Below are 18,489 nucleotides of genomic sequence, written 5' to 3'. Positions count from 1 at the left end.
TCAAGGCTTAAGTTTGCCCCGCTTTGCCGCCGCGTCGTTCCGGAACTTCCCGGGCTGCGGCCAACCGTCATTTCCAAGGCGGAGCGCCTTCCTCCCATGGCGCGAACCCGCTCCACAAGGAACGTCATGCGCTACAACAAACTCGGCCGCACCGGCATCAAGGTTTCGTCCATCTGCCTCGGAACGATGACGTGGGGCTCGCAGAACACGCCGGCCGAAGCCCACGAACAGCTTGATTATGCTTTCGACCGCGGCGTCAACTTCATCGATACCGCCGAACTCTATCCGACCACGCCGCTTTCAGCGGAGACCTACGGCAACACCGAACGCATCATCGGCGATTGGCTGGCCGCGCGCGGCCGACGCGACGACGTGGTGGTTGCAACCAAGGTCGCCGGCTCCGGCCGTGCCTACATCCGCAATGGCGGCCCGGTCACCCCGGAAGGAATTGGCGAGGCGGTCGATGCGAGCCTCGCGCGGCTCAGGACCGACTATATCGACCTTTATCAGCTGCACTGGCCCAATCGCGGTCATTACCACTTCAGAAACGCCTGGTCCTATGACCCCTCCCACCAGAACAAGGAGGAGGTTGCGGCTGATCTCAAGGCCATTCTGGACAAGCTCGGCGAACTCGTCAAAGCGGGCAAAATCCGCGCTGTCGGCCTTTCGAACGATACGGCCTGGGGCGCGATGAAGATGATCGACCTCGCCAACAGATACGGCTTCCCGCGCGTCGCGACGATCCAGAACGAGTACAATCTGCTCTACCGCAGCTACGATCTCGACCTCGCGGAAGTGTCGCACCACGAAGATATCGGCCTGCTCGCCTATTCGCCGCTGGCGGCCGGGCTCTTGAGCGGAAAATATCTGGACGGTGCCAGGCCGGCCGGATCGCGCCTGTCGATCAACGGCGACCTCGGCGGCCGCTACACGCCGCATCAGGAGCCCGCCGTGGCCGCCTATGCCGCACTCGCCCGCGAACACGGTCTTGACCCGGCCCAGATGGCAATCGCCTTCTGTCTCACGCGCCCCTTCATGGCCTCGGCCATCATCGGCGCCACGTCGATGGAGCAGCTGAAGAACGACCTCGGCGCCGCCGACGTCACTCTTTCCCAGGACGTGATGAACGGCATCCGGCGCCTGCATCGGCTCTATCCGGCGCCGATCTGAAACACTCTCGCGCCGGAGCGGCGGCTTCATGCCGCCATCTGGCGGCAGCTCTCGGCACACCGCCTGCAGGCGTCGACGCAATCGCCCATGTCGCCGATGCGTTCGCAATCGTCCGCGCACTCCGCGCAGATCTCGGCGCACTCGCCGCACAGGTGCTTGTGGTGCGGCGTGCCAAGCAGCATGAAATGCGCCGCGTCCCTGCAAATCTCCGCGCAGGCCATCATCAGCCGGAAGTGCGGCGGCTTGGTATGCTCGCCGCCGGCTTCGAGGCAATGAGTCATCGCCGTCGAAAGGCAGACGCGATAACAGGCAAGACAATTCTCTATGCATTCCTGCATCTTCGGATCGAAGTGGGCCATTTTCTTCTCCCGGATGGGTGGAAGCCCACTCAACAGCGCAAGGGCGCTTTTGTTCCGGCTGAGCGCAGCCCGGACACCAATCCGACGAGGCGGCTTGCATTTCGGCAGAAAACCCGTATAAGCGCGCTGTTCGAAACGCCCGGTCTTCTGGCTGGTGGCTGAACGGAGGGCCGGTTTCCATTCGGAAGCCGCGAGGAATGTAAAGGCATTCCGGCCTCCCGTGTCTCCGCTCTCGACCGTCTCGATGCAACACTTTCTTGCCGGCTCTCATAGCCTTTAAGAACAGTCGTTGAGGCTTAGCCGCCGAGGTCCGGGCTGATTAACGCAAGAAAGGCAAGCCACAATGGCTCTTTATGAACACGTATTCCTCGCTCGGCAGGACATCACGCCGCAGCAGGTCGACGCTCTCGTCGAGCAGTACAAGGGTGTAATCGAAGCGAACGGCGGCAAGGTCGGTCGGGTCGAAAACTGGGGCCTGAAGTCCCTCACCTACCGCATCAAGAAGAACCGCAAGGCTCACTACGTCCTCATGGACATCGATGCCCCGGCACCGGCCGTGCACGAAGTCGAGCGTCAGATGCGCATCAACGAAGACGTCCTGCGCTACATGACGATCGCCGTCGGCAAGCACGAGGAAGGCCCGTCCGCGATGATGCAGAAGCGCGACCGCGACGATCGCCCGCGCCGCGACGGCGACCGTCCGGACCGTGGTGGGTTTGGCGACCGTGGTCCGCGTCCGGACCGTGGCGACCGCGATGACCGTCCGCGCCGCCCGCGCGAAGACCGCGCTTAACAAGAAGCTTTAGGAGATAAAGACAATGGCTGAAGTTTCTTCCGCTCCGGTACGCCGTCCGTTCCACCGTCGCCGCAAGACCTGCCCCTTCTCGGGTGCAAACGCTCCGCGGATCGACTACAAGGACGTCCGTCTCCTGCAGCGCTACATTTCCGAGCGCGGCAAGATCGTGCCCTCGCGCATCACGGCCGTTTCCCAGAAGAAGCAGCGCGAACTCGCCCAGGCGATCAAGCGCGCCCGCTTCCTCGGCCTGCTGCCCTACATCGTATCGTAAGGCGGCCGGCGCTCCGTCGATCGGCTGACTCGACGGAAACCAGCTTCGATCGAGGCGCTCTCTCAAGGGTGCCTCGATTCCTCCCTTCCGCGGTGGGCGCGGATCGGAAACGCGCCGGAACGGCGCACAAATCCCATGTTGGGGCAATGGCCGGATGGCCGCCCCTAACTGCCTCTCAAGCAGGACAGCGAACGTGAAGAACTGGAACAGGACATCGCTGCTGACCGGCGTTCTCGCCGGCATTACCGCCGCCCTCTTGTCGATGGGCGCGAATACGCAGTCGTCTCTTGCGATCGTTCTCTACGCCGCCTCCGCGCTGCCGATCCTGATTGCGGGTCTCGGTTGGGGAAACGCCGCCGCCATCGCTGCCATCGTGGTCGCGGGCGGGGCAGCAGTGGCGCTCGTGTCACCCTATTTCGCACTGCTGATCGTCGTCGTGACGCTCGTCCCGGCCGGCTGGCTCAGCCACCTCTCCAATCTTGCGCGCCCGGCTTCTGAACTCGGCGGTCCCGAGGGTTCACTCGCCTGGTATCCGCTCTCCGACATCCTCGTGCATCTTGCCGGACTGGTGACGGTCGGCATGGTCATCGTCGGCTACATTGTCGGGTACGACTCGAGCGTCTCCGACATCATGGTCGACATGGTGATCGAGGCCGTGAAGGCGCAGGAACCGCTCTACAATCCGGATGCCGCGGCGATCGCTCAGCTCAAGTCGATATTCACGCTGGCGCTGCCGCTCGTGCAGGGTGCGATCTGGGTATTGATGCTGTTCGCCGCCTACTACCTCGCGACCCGCATCGTACAGCTATCCGGCAAGGCGCTTCGGCCGCGGGAGGACGTTCCCTCGTCGCTCAGGATGCACCGCAACGCCATCTTCGTTTTTCTCGGCGGCCTGGCCCTCACCTTCTTCGGCGGTGCGCCGGCTGTGATAGGTGCGCTCGTCTGCGGCACCTTTGGCGCCGGCTTCCTGCTCTCGGGCTTCGCCTCCTTCCATTTTCGCACGCGCGGCAAGTCCTGGCGGCTTCCCGTGCTGTGGATCGCATACCTGTCGGTATTCGTCTTCACGATTCCGGCTTTCTTCTTCCTCCTGTCCGGCCTGATCGATACGCGCCGCGCCATCGCACTCACGCCCACGGGAAAAAACTGACCAACGAAACAAAACAAAACTGAAAGGAAATCAAAATGGAAGTCATTCTCCTCGAACGCATCGCCAAGCTCGGTCAGATGGGCGAAACCGTAAAGGTTCGCGACGGCTTCGCGCGTAACTACCTGCTGCCGCTCGGCAAGGCGCTCCGCGCCAATGCCGCCAACAAGGCGCGTTTCGAATCCGAGCGCTCGACGCTCGAAGCCCGCAACCTCGAGCGCAAGTCGGAAGCCCAGAAGGTCGCCGATTCGCTTGACGGCAAGTCCTTCATCATCGTCCGTTCCGCTGGCGAAACCGGCCAGCTTTACGGCTCGGTTGCCGCCCGCGACATCGTCGAGACGCTGGCTGCCGAAGGCTTCAACATCAACCGGAACCAGGTCGACCTCAACCAGCCGATCAAGGCTATCGGCCTGCACAAGGTCACGCTGCACCTGCACGGGGAAGTCGACGTGGCGATTGAAATCAACGTTGCCCGTTCGGCCGAAGAAGCCGAGCGCCAGGCCAAGGGCGAAAGCCTGACCTCGGCCGACGCCATCTACGGCGTGGACGAAGACGCGCTGAAGCCGGAAGACTTCTTCAACCCGGAAGCCGAGCTCGAGTCCGAAGAAGAATAAGACCCAAGCGGACCTTAGAGCACTTCCAGGAAGAGTGTGTGACGGGTTTCCGTCCGGAAGTGCGTAGCTTCAAACGCTCTAAAGAAAGAAGCCCGGATCCGACCGGATCCGGGCTTTTTGTTTGCGGGCGGAGCTTTGCGGATCCTGGATCTGCTCTCTACTCGGCGGATGCGATTGCCGCCTGCGGTTCGGCCGCCTTGTCGACCCTCACCACGACCGAAAGCCCGGGAGCAAGGCGATCGGCCATCGGCTGTTCGGGGTCGACGGCGATGCGCACGCCGAGACGTTGCGCAACCTTGGTGAAATTGCCGGTGGCGTTATCGGGCCGGATTATGCTGAATTCCGATCCGGCAGCAGGAGAGAAGCGCTCGATGTGGCCGCTCAGCACCTGCCGGTTCAGAGCGTCTACCGAAATGGTGACGGGCTGCCCTACCCTCATTCCGTCAAGCTGCGTCTCCTTGAAGTTGGCGACGATCCAGACCTCGTGCGGCACGACCGAAAGCAGCTGCGTGCCGGCGGTGACATATTGTCCGACACGGGCGCCGATCTCGCCGAGCCTGCCGGCACGCGGCGCAACGATCCTGGTGTTGTCGAGGTCGATCTCGGCGAGCTCCACGGCCGCCTCGGCGCCGGCTACCGAACCCTCGAGGCCGGCGCGGGCGCCGAGCGTCGTCGCAAGCGACTGGCGCGAAACCTCGAGATTGGCGATCGCCTGCTTGACGCCCGCGTCCGCCTGCTCGAAGGCCGCCCGGGCCTGGTCGGCGTCGCTCCGCGTCGCGACACCTTTGTCGGCGAGCGGACGAATGCGGTCCCAGGTGGCTCTCGCCGTTGCCAGAGCCGCTTTGGCCCCGTCGAGCTGGGCCTCGCTCGCGGCGATTCCGGCCTTTGCCGACAGCTCCTGTTCGAACGAGTTCGCCAACGCCGACCTTTGTGTCGCGAGCGTCGCTTTTGCCTGCGCAAGCTTCTGGACGTAAATCCGGTCATCGATCCTGACGAGGAGCTGACCAGCCTTCACCTCCTCGTAGTCGCGCACCGGCACCTCCGCGACATAGCCGGAAAGCTGCGGGCTGATGGTCGTGACATAGCCGCGGACATAGGCGTTCTCCGTGGTTTCGACGGAGCTCGCGAAGGGCGGCAGACGCCAGGCGTAGAGGACGAGCGAAAGACCGGCGAGGCCGGCAAGAAGAACGATAAGCGTGGTGGGAGAGCGGAAATTTTTCAGCATGATAACGACTTCATTGTTCAAGATGTGGCCGCCGGTACGATGTCGGGATCGTGCCTGGCGAGCCGTTTGACTGCGATTTGGACGAGCAGCACCGCGAGCGCGAAAAGCGCTATGATCGCCGCCAACAGGAAGGCATCGTTGTAGGCGAGGATGTTGGCCTCGCGGGTGATCGTCTGTCCGAGCAGGGCCACGCCCTCCCCGTTCAGCAACGCCCTGTCGCCGATCGCCTTGGCGTAGGCGCCCGACAATTGGCCGATGCGCTGGGCGACGAGAGGATTGGTGAGAACGATCTGCTCGGCCAGAATGTTGGCGTGGAACTTTTCCCGCAGTGTCACGAAGGTTCCGAAGGCGGCCGAGCCCATCAGGCCGCCGATGCTTTGGGTGAAGAGAAAGACGACGATGAAGCTCAGGATGTAGCTGGGGCCTTTCGCGAGTGCCGCCGTGAAACCGCGGGCCATGGCCGGCGGCAGGAAAAGTGCCGTGCCGGCGGCGACCAGCGCCTGGCTCGCATACATCTGCTCCGGACGCGTGAGGCTCGTCGCATGGCTGTCCATATAGGCGCCGGCGGCGAGCATGCCGAGGGCGAGCACGTGGACGGCGTCCGCGTGCCCCGGCTTCATCAGCGCCGCACAGAGCAGACCGCCCCCCAGCGATGCGGCCAGAATGATCCAGTAAAGCGTCGCGAGCTGATCGTACTGCAGCCCGAGCAATTGATAGAAATTGGTGGCGATCGCCGACTGTTCCGAGGCGACGAGGCGGAAGATCAACAGCACGGCCGCAAAATGCACGATCTCGCGCGAGGCCAACCAGCGTATGTCGATCAAGGGCTGCTCGCGATTGAGTTCGATCAGTACGACGGCCGTGAGGGTCACGACCGACAGGGCGAGCAGCATGCCGAGCCAGGGTGCCTCGAACCACCAATAGAGCCTGCCCATCACGAGGACGACGGCAACGCAGCCGAAGCCGACGGCGAGCAGCAGGTAGCTGAGGATGTCGGCACGCTGAATGACCTTGGCATGAGGCACCGGCGTCAGGGGCAGCAGATAGATGATCGGCAACGCGATCAGCGCGAGCGCCATCTCGAGCGTGTACAGCCCGTGCCATTGTCCGATCTCGATGAGCTCAGGCGAGATCAGCCGCGTGATCGGTGCGGCCAAGGTCGTGCATGTCAGGGCGAGTGCGAGGCCCACCGTCAGCTTTCGCGCCGGCGGAAAGGCTTCCAGCATATAGAGAAAGCCAAGGGTCGACATCGGCGCGGCCGCAATGCCGCTGATGAAGCGGACGACGACCGCCGAATGAAGGTCCGAGACGAAGACGTTCATCAGTGAAGCGATGACGAATCCGACGATGCCGATCTCTGCGAAGCGGCGAAGACCATACTGGGCGCGGATCTTCACGAGAGCGGCCGAAAGGCTGACATTCGGCGCCATATAGGCAGCGGCAAGCCAGGCAGCCTCCACCGACGTGGCCGAAAGCGACCCCTGGACCTGCGCAAGATTGGCCGACGCGAGATTCATACCCAGCCCCTGCGTCAGAAAGAGGAGAGCGGAGCCGCCGATATAGAGAGCCGATTTGCCGATACGCATCGAGCCGGGAGCGGCAACGGCATTCATCGGTCGCCACTCCGACCGATCGACTGGATGTTCGTCGCGATCTTGCAGACGACCTTCAGCGCGACGGCGATTTCCTGCAGCTGCAGCCCGCCCAGAACCTCTTCGCGGATGTCGCTCGCGAGCTTCTGGATCTCATCCGCCATGGAGCGGCCGACATCCGTCATATGGATCTGCTTCGCACGCCGGTCGGAAAGCTCGACCCGGCGCTCGATGAAGCCCTGCTTTTCCATGCCGTCGAGAAGCCGAACGATCGTCGGCGTCTCGATATCGAGCTCTTCGGCCAACTCGCGCTGATTGAGACCTTCTTTCCTGGCGAGCGCGAACAGCATCCGCGCACGCGGCAGCGTCAGGCCGCGCTCCTTCACCCGCGCGTCGAACACCGACCGCAGTTTGCGATTGACGGTCGCAAGCGCGTCGAACAGTTCACGATTGTCGTTTGGCTTCGGCATTTAGTATCTTTTCCATATTACTAGCATGCTAACTATCTGGACACTATTTAATCCGGCCATGGGCATTTTTCAAGATGCCGATCGAGGACGCGGGGATGCGAATCAGGTAGTTTTACCCATGGCCGCGGCGTCAACCAGCATCGCGTGAGAATGTAGTTTTTTACAACTTCTCCCTTGTCCCCCTGTGGATCAGTCGAACAACGGGCAAAGGCGACAGGCGGGGTTGTATGGCACGCCACTGTTGCGTGCCTGCACTAGACGCGGCGCGCAACAGTCAGCAAACCGGGTGCCTCACGGGATCATAAGCGGAAACGGAAAAAGATGAACGACGCAGCGCGAAAGCTCGCCCCTTTGGCCAAGGATCAGGCGGAACAGCACTATCGCGAGGCGCCGAACAATCTGGAAGCGGAGCAGGCCCTGCTCGGCGCCATTCTCGTCAATAACGACGCCTTCTATCGCGTCTCGGACTTCCTGAAACCCGTACACCTTTATGAGCCGTTGCATCGCAGGATCTTCGAGATCGCCGGCGAAATCATCCGCATGGGCAAGACCGCCAACCCGGTGACGGTCAAGACCTTCCTCAAGGCCGACGAGAAGGTCGGCGACCTGACGGTTGCACAATATCTCGCGCGCCTTGCCGCCGAAGCCGTGTCCATCATCAATGCGGAGGACTACGGCCGCGCGATCTACGACCTGGCGCTCCGCCGATCGCTGATCACCATCGGTGAAGACATGGTGAACATCGCCTATGACGCACCGCTCGACATGCCGCCGCAGAGCCAGATCGAGGACGCCGAACGGCGGCTGTTCGAACTCGCCGAAACAGGGCGCTACGATGGCGGCTTCCAATCGTTCAATGACGCGGTAGCGCTCGCGATCGACATGGCCGGACAGGCGTTCGAGCGGGACGGTCATCTCTCCGGCATTTCCACCGGCATCCATTCCCTCGACGGGAAGATGGGCGGACTCCAGCGATCGGACCTGATCATCCTCGCCGGCCGTCCGGGCATGGGCAAGACCTCGCTCGCGACGAACATCGCCTACAACATCGCCGCCGCCTACGAGCCGGAAGTACAGCCCGACGGCTCCTTCAAGGCCAAGAACGGCGGCGTGGTCGGCTTCTATTCGCTCGAAATGTCGTCCGAACAGCTCGCCACCCGTATCATCTCGGAGCAGACCGAGGTCTCCTCCTCGAAGATCCGCCGCGGTGACATTTCGGAGGCGGATTTCGAGAAGCTCGTCGCCTGCTCCCAGATGATGCAGAAAGTGCCGCTTTATATCGACCAGACCGGCGGTATCTCGATCGCCCAGCTTGCCGCGCGCGCTCGCCGATTGAAGCGGCAGCGCGGCCTCGACGTGCTCGTGGTCGACTACATCCAGCTCATGACCGGTTCGAAGAAGTCCGGCGAAAATCGCGTACAGGAAATCACCGAGATCACCACCGGCCTCAAGGCGCTCGGCAAGGAGCTGAACGTGCCGATCATCGCGCTTTCGCAGCTCTCGCGCGCGGTGGAAAGCCGCGAGGACAAGCGGCCGCAGCTCTCCGACCTGCGTGAATCGGGCTCGATCGAACAGGACGCCGACGTCGTCCTCTTCGTGTTCCGCGAGGAATATTACGTGAAGAACATGGAACCGCGCGACGAATTCGATCCGAAATACGAAGAGTGGAAGATGCAGATGGAGAAGGTGAAGGGCACGGCCGACGTGATCATCGCCAAGCAGCGCCACGGACCGACCGGCACCGTCAAGCTCGCCTTCCAGTCGGAATTCACGCGCTTCTCGGATCTCGCCGATCCGTCGTTCACGCAGTACGAGCATTGACAGGCTGATTGCGGCCCCTCATCCCGCTGCCGCGACAAGGATTGAGACGGAGCCGCGAGTCCCCTTCTCCCCGCCTGCGGGGAGAAGGTGGCCGGCAGGCCGGATGAGGGGCGGATTTGGCCTCTCTACCCCACGAACACCCTCGCAACCGCCACGACAATCACGCCGGCCGCCACGGCCGCGAGCAGCGGCAGCCTCGTGGCGACAAGCGCTGTCGCGAGGGCCGCGAGCGTTTCGGCCGGCCCGGTGACCAACGCCGTCGGCGCGATGACGGCCATCAATACGGCCGGCGGGATCGCCTCCAGCGCCCGCTTCTGCTTCGGACCTATCGTCACGAAACGGATGAGGACAAGACCGCCGAGCCGGGTCAGCACCGTCGCAACGGCCATCGCGGCGATCGCAAGAAACGTGTGCGGATCGAGCGTCATGCGCGGGCTTCCTGACGTTCACCGGTGAAAAGCGCCGCAACGACGCCAGCCGCCGCACCGGCTGCGATGTACCAGACGCCGGGGAGGAACTGGTGTGCGAGGACCGCGGCCGCGGCGCTCGCAGCGAGAATCGCGCCGGTTTCACGTCCCTTCCAGAAGCCCATGACCAGGACGATGAAGACCGCGGGAAACGCAAAATCGAGACCGAGCGCTTTCGGGTCTCCGAGGAATGCGCCGGCGAGCGAGCCGGCAAGACCGGCAAGCACCCAGACCAGATAGAACGGCACCGCAAGGCCCGCATACCAGGCAGGCGTGAGACGCGACTCACCTGCCCGGACCTCGGCCATGGCCCAGATCTCGTCGGCAAGGAGAAGCATCGCGGCATATCTCGCCGGCCCCGAGAAGGCCGGCATCTTCGTGCCGATCGATGCGCTCATCAGAAGATGACGGATATTGACGAGCAGCGCCGAAAATCCGAGAGCGGCCCAGGAGGCGGGATGAGTCCAGATGTCGAGCGCAACGAATTGCGAACCGCCGGCGAAGACCAGCGCGCTCATCATCATGACTTCGAGGCTCGACAGGCCCTTGGTCGCGGCAACGGCCCCGAAAACGAGCCCGATCGGCATCACCGCCACGATGAGCGGTGCCATCGCCCTGAAACCTCCCCAGAATTCCTCGACTGCCCGCGACTTCTTCACGCCTGGGATCTCCCGTACCTGCAACACTACCTTCTGAAACTACGCGCTTCCGGACGGAAAACCGTCACACGCTTTTCCTGGAAGTGCCCAGGAAGTAACCAGGCAGAAGACCGCCGTCTTGAACGAAAGTGATCAGGCTGAGCGATAGGCACCCGGCGTGACGCCGGTTCGAGCCTTGAAATGGCGGCTGAAATGCGCCTGATCGGCGAAACCGCAATGATAGGCGGTGTCCGCCGCAGACCAACCTCTGCGCAGGAGCGCCTTTGCTTCCCGCACCCGCTTGTCGGTGAGAAAAGCATGCGGGGTGATGTGGAATTCCTTTCGGAAGGCGCGGATCAGATGGGCGCGGCTGAGGCCTGCCAGCTTCGCAAGCTCCTCCAGCCCGATATCGTGCGTGTAGTTTTCAACAAGATAGTCGCGTGCCCGGTGCACGGCTGAGCTCTCGCGCGTCTGCAGGGGGACGATGATAGCGTTGCCGTGGCGCTCGAAGAGCCTGGCCAGGAACCCGAACATGCTCTCGTCCGCTTCCAGGGTACCGACCTTGCCTTCCAATGCGCGGTGCGCACGTTGAAAGCCGAGCGCAAGCTCTCTATCGGTGAGAAGCAGCCGCGAGAAGGACGGCGTTCCCCTGAAGGAGCGGCCGGTCACATCCTCGAGGATCTCGACCAGCAGGTCCGTGGATGGATAGATCATCCGGTAGCGGTAGCCTTCGTGACCCGGATGCCCGTCGTGGATTTCATCCGGATTGATGAGATAGAGATCTCCCGGGCCCGTCTGCGATCGTTCCCCCTTGATCGTGCTGATCTGGGAACCCGCTTCGATCGCACCTATGCTGAAGGTGTCGTGCGCGTGCGGCGCGAATTCATGCGTGATGAAGGTCGCGCTCAGGCACTCCATGCCCTTGAAGCGCGGGTCGCGCCAGAAACGGGTCCGCTCGGCTCCCTCGAGCGGCATGGCCTCGATGGCCTTTTCCTGTGAGATCGTTTCCATCGGACGATCTTATCGGGCGAGGAGAGCCTCGTCTTGCATGAAAGTGCTTTCAGCCAGAGCATTGCGTCGGCCGTTTGCGGCGCGGGGCACTTGGATGTATTGCTGCCGATATCGCCCACGCAGAGTTTTCGGTATGCAAAGCCCCGAGTTTCTTTCCGCCTCCAGCAGGCTCACCGTCGACCTCACCGCGCTCGCCGACAATTGGCGGGCGATGAACGAGCGGTCCGGAAAAGCCCGCGCCGCCGCCGTTCTGAAGGCCGATGCCTACGGTCTCGGCGTCGTGCATGCCGCTCCGGCTCTCTATGCCGCCGGCGCGCGCGATTTCTTCGTGGCCAGTGTCGAAGAAGGGGCCGATCTTCGCCCGCTTGTTCCGGATGGGCGAATCTACATTCTCGCGGGAATGTGGCCCGGCAACGAGGAGCTCTTCTTCGAGAACGATCTCGTGCCGATCATCAACTCGGAAGAGCAGCTGGCGGTCTTCATGGCAGCGCTTTCCGAACGGGGCGACCACCCCTGCGTTCTCCACGTCGACACGGGCATGAACCGGCTCGGCCTGTCGCCGGAGGAGGCCGTTGCCCTCGCCCACGACCCTGCGCGGCCTGCGAGTTTCTCGCCGGTCCTCGTCATGAGCCATCTGGCCTGCGCCGACGATCCCGGACACCCGATGAACCGCTATCAGCTTCAGCGTTTCCGCGAGGTGACCGCCGCCTTCGAGGGCGTGCCGGCGAGCCTTGCAAATTCCGGCGGCGTGTTCCTCGGCGCGGACTACCACTTCGATCTCACCCGGCCCGGCATCGCGGTCTATGGCGGCGAGGCGGTAAATGGCGCCGTCAATCCGATGAAAGCGGTCGTCACCGCCGAAGCGCGCATCGTGCAGGTCAGGACGGTTCCATCCGGCGAAACGGCAAGCTACGGCGCCTCGGTCCGCTTCGGCCGCGACAGCCGCATTGCGACGGTCGCGATCGGCTATGCCGACGGCTACCACCGTTCGGTTTCGGGCGGCGGCGTCACCCTCAGACAGGCGATGCCCTCGGGCGCCTTCGGTTTCCTGCATGGTATGAAGGTGCCGCATGTCGGTCGGGTGACTATGGATCTGAGCCTGTTCGATGTCACGGACCTGCCGGAAGCGGCCGTACGTGCCGGCGACTATATCGAGGTCTTCGGGCGCAATGTCGCCATCGACGACGTCGCGCGCGCCGGCGGTACCATCGGCTACGAGCTGCTGACGAGCCTCGGCCGGCGCTATCATCGGACCTATGTCGGAGGCGCTTGAACAAGGCGCAAAGGAATATCGTCCTTTCAAACAGGATTTCGCGGCATTATGTGACCGCCAAGAGTGATTCTCGGGCGGCGGCAATTCCGCCATCTGCCCGCAAACATCCGAAAGCCGACATCTATGGCGAAAGCCCGCACCCAGTTCGTCTGCCAGAATTGCGGCACAGTCCATTCCCGCTGGGTGGGCAAGTGCGACGGCTGCGGCGAGTGGAACACGATCATCGAGGATAATCCCACGGCGGGGATCGGCGGCGGTCCCATGCGCACGCCGAAGAAGGGGCGTCCCGTCGCACTTACGACGCTGTCCGGAGAGATCGAGGACGCGCCGCGCATCCAGACCGGCATTTCGGAACTCGATCGCGTGACCGGCGGCGGCTTCGTTCGCGGATCCGCACTGCTCGTCGGCGGAGATCCGGGCATCGGCAAGTCGACCGTGCTGATGCAGGCGGCCGCGGCGCTTGCACGCCGGAAGCACCGGGTGATCTATGTCTCGGGCGAAGAAGCGATCGCCCAGGTCCGCCTGCGTGCTCAGCGGCTCGGCGCCGCCGACAGCGACGTGCTCCTTGCCGCCGAGACGAATGTCGAAGATATTCTCGCGACGCTTTCCGAGGGCAAGCGCCCGGACCTCGTCATCATCGATTCCATCCAGACGCTTTGGAGCGACATCGTCGACTCCGCACCCGGCACGGTGACGCAGGTGCGCACCGGTGTGCAGGCGATGATCCGCTTCGCCAAGCAGACGGGCACGGCGGTCGTGCTGGTCGGCCACGTGACGAAGGAGGGCCAGATCGCCGGCCCCCGCGTCGTCGAGCACATGGTCGATGCCGTCCTTTATTTCGAGGGCGACCGCGGCCATCATTACCGCATCCTCAGGACGGTGAAGAACCGTTTCGGACCGACCGACGAGATCGGCGTTTTCGAAATGTCCGACAAGGGCCTGCGCGAGGTCGCCAACCCGTCGGAGCTGTTTCTCGGCGAACGCAATGCGAAATCGCCGGGTGCAGCGGTTTTCGCCGGCATGGAAGGCACGCGGCCCGTGCTTGTCGAGGTACAGGCGCTGGTCGCGCCGACATCGCTCGGAACGCCGCGCCGCGCCGTGGTCGGCTGGGACTCGGCCCGCCTTTCGATGATCCTCGCCGTGCTGGAAGCCCATTGCGGCATTCGCCTCGGCCAGCACGACGTCTACCTCAATGTCGCGGGTGGCTATCGCATTTCCGAACCGGCGGCCGATCTCGCTGTGGCTTCCGCACTGGTTTCGTCGCTTGCCGGGCTTGCCCTGCCGCCCGATTGCGTCTATTTCGGCGAAGTCAGCTTGTCGGGTGCAGTCCGGCCGGTTGCGCATACCGCCCAACGTCTCAAGGAAGCCGAGAAACTCGGTTTCTCCCAGGCAGTCCTGCCATCTGCATCGACCGAGTTGCCGAAGAACGGCAACGGCCGCTGGAGCGAGATGGAAAGCCTGCCGGATCTGGTGGCGCGTATCGCGGGATCGCGGCGTGCCCTGCAACAGACGAATGACGAGGACTGACGGAATAGCCGCGCCCTGGAGCATCAACGGGATGTGCCGCCTGGCGGTGGAGTCGGAGTAAGGACAACATGCCCATCACAATTCTCGACGGTATCGTTCTCGGCGTCGCGCTGTTTTCAGCCGTCCTCGCGATGGTTCGCGGCTTCTCGCGCGAGGTTCTGTCGGTGGCGAGCTGGGTCGGCGCAGCCGCCGCGGCCTATTTCCTCTATCCGCATCTTCTGCCCTACGCCAGCCAGTACACGACCAGCGGAACGGTCGCGATGATCGGCTCGGCGGCCGTGATCTTCCTGATCGCGCTGATCATCATCTCCTTCATCACGATGCGGGTGGCCGACTTCATCATCGACAGCCGCATCGGCGCGCTCGACCGCACGCTCGGCTTCCTGTTCGGGGCCGCTCGCGGCATTCTGCTCGTCGTCGTCGCCATGCTGTTCTTCAACTGGCTCGTGGCGCCGCAGCAGCAGCCCGTCTGGGTGACCCACGCGAAGTCGAAACCGCTGCTCGACAATCTCGGCAATCAGTTGGTAGCGCTCCTGCCGGAAGAGGCCGACGCCACCATTCTCGACCGCTTGCGCGGCAAGGATACGACCGGCGAAGGCGAAAGCGAGACGCCGCCGGCTCAGACGGAACAGGCGCCCGGCGAGGAAGCACCGGCGACGAACGGCTGAGATCGACAGGAAAGTTTGCAATAAAGCCCGCTGTGCGGGCTTTATCCATTTGGAATGACGCTTGTCAGTGTTTTCGGGTAAGATCGCTTGAAGACTGGCGGCCCGATCACGATATGCGCACCGGCACGTAGCAAAGGCGAATTGCGATGACCGATCTCAGATCCAGCGAAATCCATGACGAACTCGACGGCGACACCCTCCATGAGGAGTGCGGCGTTTTCGGCATTCTCGGCCATCCGGACGCCGCCGCGCTGACGGCGCTCGGCCTGCACGCTCTCCAGCATCGAGGGCAGGAAGCCGCCGGTATCGTCACCTTCGACGGGCGGCAGTTCTATTCGGAGCGCCGGATGGGTCTCGTCGGCGACCACTATACCGATCCCACGACGCTCGCGAAGCTGCCCGGTTCGATGTCGATCGGCCATGTACGCTATTCCACCACCGGTGAGACGGTCCTGCGCAACGTCCAGCCGCTGTTTGCCGAGCTGCAGGAAGGCGGAATCGCAATCGCGCACAACGGCAACTTCACGAACGGCCTGACGCTGCGGCGCCAGATCATCTCAGACGGTGCCATCTGTCAGTCGACATCCGACACCGAAGTCGTGCTGCACCTGATCGCGCGGTCGAAACACGTCTCTTCCAGCGATCGCTTCGCCGACGCTATCGCCCAGGTCGAAGGCGGCTATTCGATGCTGGCTCTGACCCGCACCAAGCTGATCGCCGCCCGCGACCCGAACGGCATTCGCCCGCTCGTCATGGGCGAACTCGACGGCAAGCCGATCTTCTGCTCGGAGACCTGCGCGCTGGATATCATCGGCGCCAAATTCGTTCGCGATATCGAGAACGGTGAAATCGTCATCTGCGAAATTCAGCCGGACGGGTCGATCACCATCGATGCCCGCAAGCCGCAGAATCCGCTGCCGGAACGCCTTTGCCTTTTCGAGTACGTCTATTTCGCCCGGCCGGATTCGGTCGTCGGCGGCCGCAACGTCTACGTCGCCCGCAAGAACATGGGCAAGAACCTCGCCATCGAGGCCCCCGTCGAGGCGGATGTCGTGGTGCCCGTTCCGGACGGCGGTACGCCGGCTGCAATCGGCTATGCGCAGGAAAGCGGCATCCCCTTCGAGCTCGGCATCATCCGCAATCACTATGTCGGGCGGACCTTCATCGAGCCGACGCAGCAGATCCGCGCCTTCGGCGTCAAGCTCAAGCATTCTGCGAACCGGGCGATGATCGCCGGCAAGCGCGTCGTGCTCGTCGACGATTCCATCGTCCGCGGCACCACTTCGGTCAAGATCGTCCAGATGATGCGCGAGGCGGGCGCCCGCGAGGTGCATGTGCGCGTCGCGAGCCCGATGATCTTCCACCCGGATTTCTACGGCATCGACACGCCCGACCGTGACAAGCTGCTCGCCAACCAGCATGCCGACCTCGCCTCGATGTGTCGCTTCATCGGCGCCGATTCTCTCGAATTCCTCTCGATCGACGGGCTTTATCGTGCCGTCGGCGGCGAGAAGCGCGACCCGCAGGCGCCGCAGTTCACCGATCACTATTTCACCGGGGACTACCCGACCCGCCTTCTCGACCAGGGGGCAGCGAGCAACGTTCGCAAACTCTCGGTTCTCGCCAGCAACGGATAACGAACAACAACATGACGCCCAATCTGAAAGACCGGATCGCCGTCGTCACCGGCGCATCGCGCGGGATCGGCTACTTCACTGCTCTTGAACTCGCCAAGGCCGGCGCCCACGTCGTCGCCTGCGCCCGCACCCTCGGCGGTCTCGAAGAACTGGACGACGCGATCAAGGCTTTCGGCGGTTCGGCAACGCTCGTCCCCTTCGATCTCTCGGACATGGCCGCCATCGACAAGCTCGGCGGCGCCATAAACGAGCGCTGGGGCAAGCTCGACATCATGGTCGCCAATGCGGGCGTCCTCGGCACGATCTCGCCGATCGGCCATGTGGAAGCCAAGGTCTTCGAAAAGGTGATGGCGATCAATGTCACCGCGACCTGGCGCCTGATCCGGTCGCTCGAGCCGTTGCTCGTCCGTTCGGATGCCGGCCGCGCCCTCATCCTCTCCTCGAGCGCTGCGCACAAGTGCAAGCCCTTCTGGGGCCCCTACTCCGCCTCCAAGGCTGCGGTCGAGGCGCTGGCACGCACCTGGGCCTACGAGACACAGCGCCTGCCGCTTCGCATCCTCAGCGTCGATCCGGGCGCCACGCGCACCGCCATGCGGGCGCAGGCCGTGCCCGGCGAAGATCCGGAGACCCTGCCGCATCCCTCCGAGGTGGCTCAGGCGCTGTTGCCGCTGCTCGGCCGCGAGCAGACCGAGACGGGGAAGCTCTTCATCGTTCGGGAAAAGAAGATCGTCGACTACCGCATGCCGGAATAGGCTGGCGGCACCTCCCCCTCATCCGGCCTGCCGGCCACCTTCTCCCCGAAAGCGGGGCGAAGGGGACTCGCGGTGATGCACCGCTTCTCGGGCGCTCAAGAGGAAATGGCCATCCAGCAGCTTGTCCCTTCGCCCCGTCACAATGGGGAGAAGGTCGCGGCAGCGGGATGAGGGGCATTCGCCCTATTCGCTATCACCCGGCAAACCATCGTTCCCGTGACCGCCCGGCCAGTCGCCGTATTTGCGCTGCCAGGAACGGGCGCCGAAGGGCAGGCTCACCAGATAGGCCACCGCCGTCACGACCATCGTCTCCCAGGTATAGGTCATCAGCGTCGCAACGTAGAAGACGACGACCAGAATGACGGGAAGGACCAGATCCCTGCGGACGCGGTTCTCCGACTTGCCGGACCAGACAGGAAGACGGCTGACCATAAGGAAGGCGATCAGGACGGTATAGACCGACGCGATCAGCGCAAAGGTCCTTTCCGGCGCAAGACCGAGCAGACCAAGATAGACGGGCAGCAGAACCAGCATAGCACCGGCCGGCGCCGGAACGCCGACGAAATATTCCGACTGCCAGGACGCCTTGACCTGGCGCTCCGCCATGACGTTGAAGCGCGCCAGCCTCAGACCGACGGCAATGGCGTAGATCAGGGCCGCAATCCAGCCGAGGGAACGCGCCTGATCGAGCAGAAACACGTAGAGGACGAGGGCGGGCGCGACCCCGAAATTGATGATGTCGGCAAGCGAGTCCATCTGGACCCCGAAACTCGAGGTCGCCTTTAGGAGACGCGCGATGCGCCCGTCGATGCCATCGAGGAAAGCGGCAAGGAGCACCATCGCAACCGCGAGCTCGAATCGATTCTCGAATGCCAGCCGGACGCCCGAGAGGCCGGCGCAGATCGCCAGGACCGTGATCATGTTCGGGACCATCAGCCGGAGCGGAATCTCCCGCAACCGGGGCCCCCGGGCCTTGTCGTGCGTGCCGGTGGCGCCCACGTGCTCAGCGGCTTCCGGGCTTCCTGCGGATTGTTCGTGGCGGGGCTCTTCCATG

19 protein-coding genes are annotated in these 18,489 nt (G+C 63.5%); 11 read left to right on the top strand and 8 right to left on the bottom strand.

Features of this window, described 5'->3' with window-relative positions; all coding sequences use genetic code 11:
- The first annotated feature begins 126 nt into the window (after nt 1-126).
- Nucleotides 127-1,170: an aldo/keto reductase gene (locus tag PZL22_RS23770; RefSeq protein ID WP_003531682.1), complete on the top strand. Its 1,044-nt coding sequence runs from the start codon at nt 127-129 to the stop codon at nt 1,168-1,170.
- A 26-nt stretch (nt 1,171-1,196) separates the two neighbouring features.
- Here PZL22_RS23770 and PZL22_RS23765 read toward each other — a convergent pair whose 3' ends face one another.
- On the bottom strand, nt 1,197-1,529 hold the full coding sequence (locus PZL22_RS23765) for a four-helix bundle copper-binding protein (RefSeq protein ID WP_003531684.1): 333 nt from the start codon (nt 1,527-1,529) through the stop codon (nt 1,197-1,199).
- Nucleotides 1,530-1,872: 343 nt separating this feature from the next.
- Here PZL22_RS23765 and rpsF point away from each other — a divergent pair, with 343 nt between their 5' ends.
- The 4 genes from rpsF to rplI all read left to right on the top strand — a co-directional run bounded on the left by rpsF (nt 1,873) and on the right by rplI (nt 4,354).
- Nucleotides 1,873-2,322 carry a 30S ribosomal protein S6 gene (gene rpsF, locus PZL22_RS23760; RefSeq protein WP_003531690.1) on the top strand — a complete coding sequence of 150 codons (450 nt, stop codon included), beginning with the start codon at nt 1,873-1,875 and terminating at the stop codon, nt 2,320-2,322.
- A gap of 25 nt (nt 2,323-2,347) precedes the next feature.
- Nucleotides 2,348-2,596, top strand: coding sequence for a 30S ribosomal protein S18 (rpsR, locus tag PZL22_RS23755; RefSeq protein WP_003531693.1), 249 nt, complete (start codon nt 2,348-2,350; stop codon nt 2,594-2,596).
- 193 nt (nt 2,597-2,789) lie between these two features.
- Nucleotides 2,790-3,743 carry a YybS family protein gene (locus PZL22_RS23750; RefSeq protein ID WP_003531695.1) on the top strand — a complete coding sequence of 318 codons (954 nt, stop codon included), beginning with the start codon at nt 2,790-2,792 and terminating at the stop codon, nt 3,741-3,743.
- 35 nt (nt 3,744-3,778) lie between these two features.
- Nucleotides 3,779-4,354 (top strand): 50S ribosomal protein L9, encoded by a 576-nt coding sequence (gene rplI / locus PZL22_RS23745; RefSeq protein ID WP_003531697.1) that lies wholly within the window; start codon nt 3,779-3,781, stop codon nt 4,352-4,354.
- 157 nt (nt 4,355-4,511) lie between these two features.
- Here rplI and PZL22_RS23740 read toward each other — a convergent pair whose 3' ends face one another.
- Genes PZL22_RS23740 through PZL22_RS23730 form a run of 3 tightly spaced genes read right to left on the bottom strand, consistent with a single transcriptional unit; the run spans nt 4,512 to nt 7,641 of the window.
- Entirely contained in the window at nt 4,512-5,579 is a 1,068-nt protein-coding gene (locus PZL22_RS23740) for an HlyD family secretion protein (protein ID WP_033048904.1), read from the bottom strand.
- A 17-nt stretch (nt 5,580-5,596) separates the two neighbouring features.
- Nucleotides 5,597-7,192, bottom strand: a complete 1,596-nt coding sequence (locus PZL22_RS23735) for an MFS transporter (RefSeq protein WP_003531700.1) — start codon at nt 7,190-7,192, stop codon at nt 5,597-5,599.
- A complete protein-coding gene (locus PZL22_RS23730) occupies nt 7,189-7,641 on the bottom strand; it encodes a MarR family winged helix-turn-helix transcriptional regulator (protein ID WP_003531701.1) in 453 nt (150 codons plus the stop codon). The genes PZL22_RS23735 and PZL22_RS23730 overlap by 4 nt, the downstream gene beginning before the upstream one ends.
- 321 nt (nt 7,642-7,962) lie before the next feature.
- Between PZL22_RS23730 and PZL22_RS23725 the strand changes: the two genes are divergently transcribed.
- Nucleotides 7,963-9,462, top strand: a complete 1,500-nt coding sequence (locus tag PZL22_RS23725; protein WP_003531702.1) for a replicative DNA helicase — start codon at nt 7,963-7,965, stop codon at nt 9,460-9,462.
- A 125-nt stretch (nt 9,463-9,587) separates the two neighbouring features.
- Here PZL22_RS23725 and PZL22_RS23720 read toward each other — a convergent pair whose 3' ends face one another.
- The 3 genes from PZL22_RS23720 to PZL22_RS23710 form a co-directional block, all read right to left on the bottom strand.
- The gene (locus PZL22_RS23720; RefSeq protein WP_003532749.1) at nt 9,588-9,890 is read right to left on the bottom strand and encodes a branched-chain amino acid transport AzlD family protein; all 303 of its coding nucleotides are present in this window, start codon (nt 9,888-9,890) and stop codon (nt 9,588-9,590) included.
- Nucleotides 9,887-10,540, bottom strand: a complete 654-nt coding sequence (locus PZL22_RS23715; RefSeq protein ID WP_015007450.1) for an AzlC family ABC transporter permease — start codon at nt 10,538-10,540, stop codon at nt 9,887-9,889. Before PZL22_RS23715 ends, PZL22_RS23720 begins: the two co-directional genes overlap by 4 nt.
- Before the next feature lie 180 nt (nt 10,541-10,720).
- Complete coding sequence (locus PZL22_RS23710; protein ID WP_015007449.1) at nt 10,721-11,578, bottom strand: AraC family transcriptional regulator; 858 nt, start codon at nt 11,576-11,578, stop codon at nt 10,721-10,723.
- A gap of 133 nt (nt 11,579-11,711) precedes the next feature.
- Here PZL22_RS23710 and alr point away from each other — a divergent pair, with 133 nt between their 5' ends.
- The 5 genes from alr (at nt 11,712) to PZL22_RS23685 (ending at nt 17,435) form a co-directional block, all read left to right on the top strand.
- The gene (gene alr / locus PZL22_RS23705; RefSeq protein WP_003532746.1) at nt 11,712-12,851 is read left to right on the top strand and encodes an alanine racemase; all 1,140 of its coding nucleotides are present in this window, start codon (nt 11,712-11,714) and stop codon (nt 12,849-12,851) included.
- A gap of 123 nt (nt 12,852-12,974) precedes the next feature.
- Nucleotides 12,975-14,378, top strand: coding sequence for a DNA repair protein RadA (gene radA / locus PZL22_RS23700; protein ID WP_003532745.1), 1,404 nt, complete (start codon nt 12,975-12,977; stop codon nt 14,376-14,378).
- 68 nt (nt 14,379-14,446) lie between these two features.
- Entirely contained in the window at nt 14,447-15,046 is a 600-nt protein-coding gene (locus PZL22_RS23695) for a CvpA family protein (RefSeq protein ID WP_003532741.1), read from the top strand.
- Between the two features lie 146 nt (nt 15,047-15,192).
- Nucleotides 15,193-16,683 (top strand): amidophosphoribosyltransferase, encoded by a 1,491-nt coding sequence (purF, locus tag PZL22_RS23690; protein WP_003532740.1) that lies wholly within the window; start codon nt 15,193-15,195, stop codon nt 16,681-16,683.
- Between the two features lie 11 nt (nt 16,684-16,694).
- Nucleotides 16,695-17,435, top strand: coding sequence for an SDR family NAD(P)-dependent oxidoreductase (locus PZL22_RS23685; RefSeq protein WP_003532733.1), 741 nt, complete (start codon nt 16,695-16,697; stop codon nt 17,433-17,435).
- A 183-nt stretch (nt 17,436-17,618) separates the two neighbouring features.
- Here the strand turns inward: PZL22_RS23685 and pssA are convergent, their stop codons facing one another.
- On the bottom strand, nt 17,619-18,488 hold the full coding sequence (gene pssA / locus PZL22_RS23680) for a CDP-diacylglycerol--serine O-phosphatidyltransferase (protein WP_003532727.1): 870 nt from the start codon (nt 18,486-18,488) through the stop codon (nt 17,619-17,621).
- Between the last annotated feature and the right edge of the window lies 1 nt (nt 18,489).

This window comes from Ensifer meliloti (genome assembly GCF_030064585.1).
Classification (GTDB): domain Bacteria; phylum Pseudomonadota; class Alphaproteobacteria; order Rhizobiales; family Rhizobiaceae; genus Sinorhizobium; species Sinorhizobium meliloti.
The sequence above is the reverse complement of the archived record's forward strand: the minus strand, read 5'-3'. Positions and strand labels throughout refer to the sequence as shown.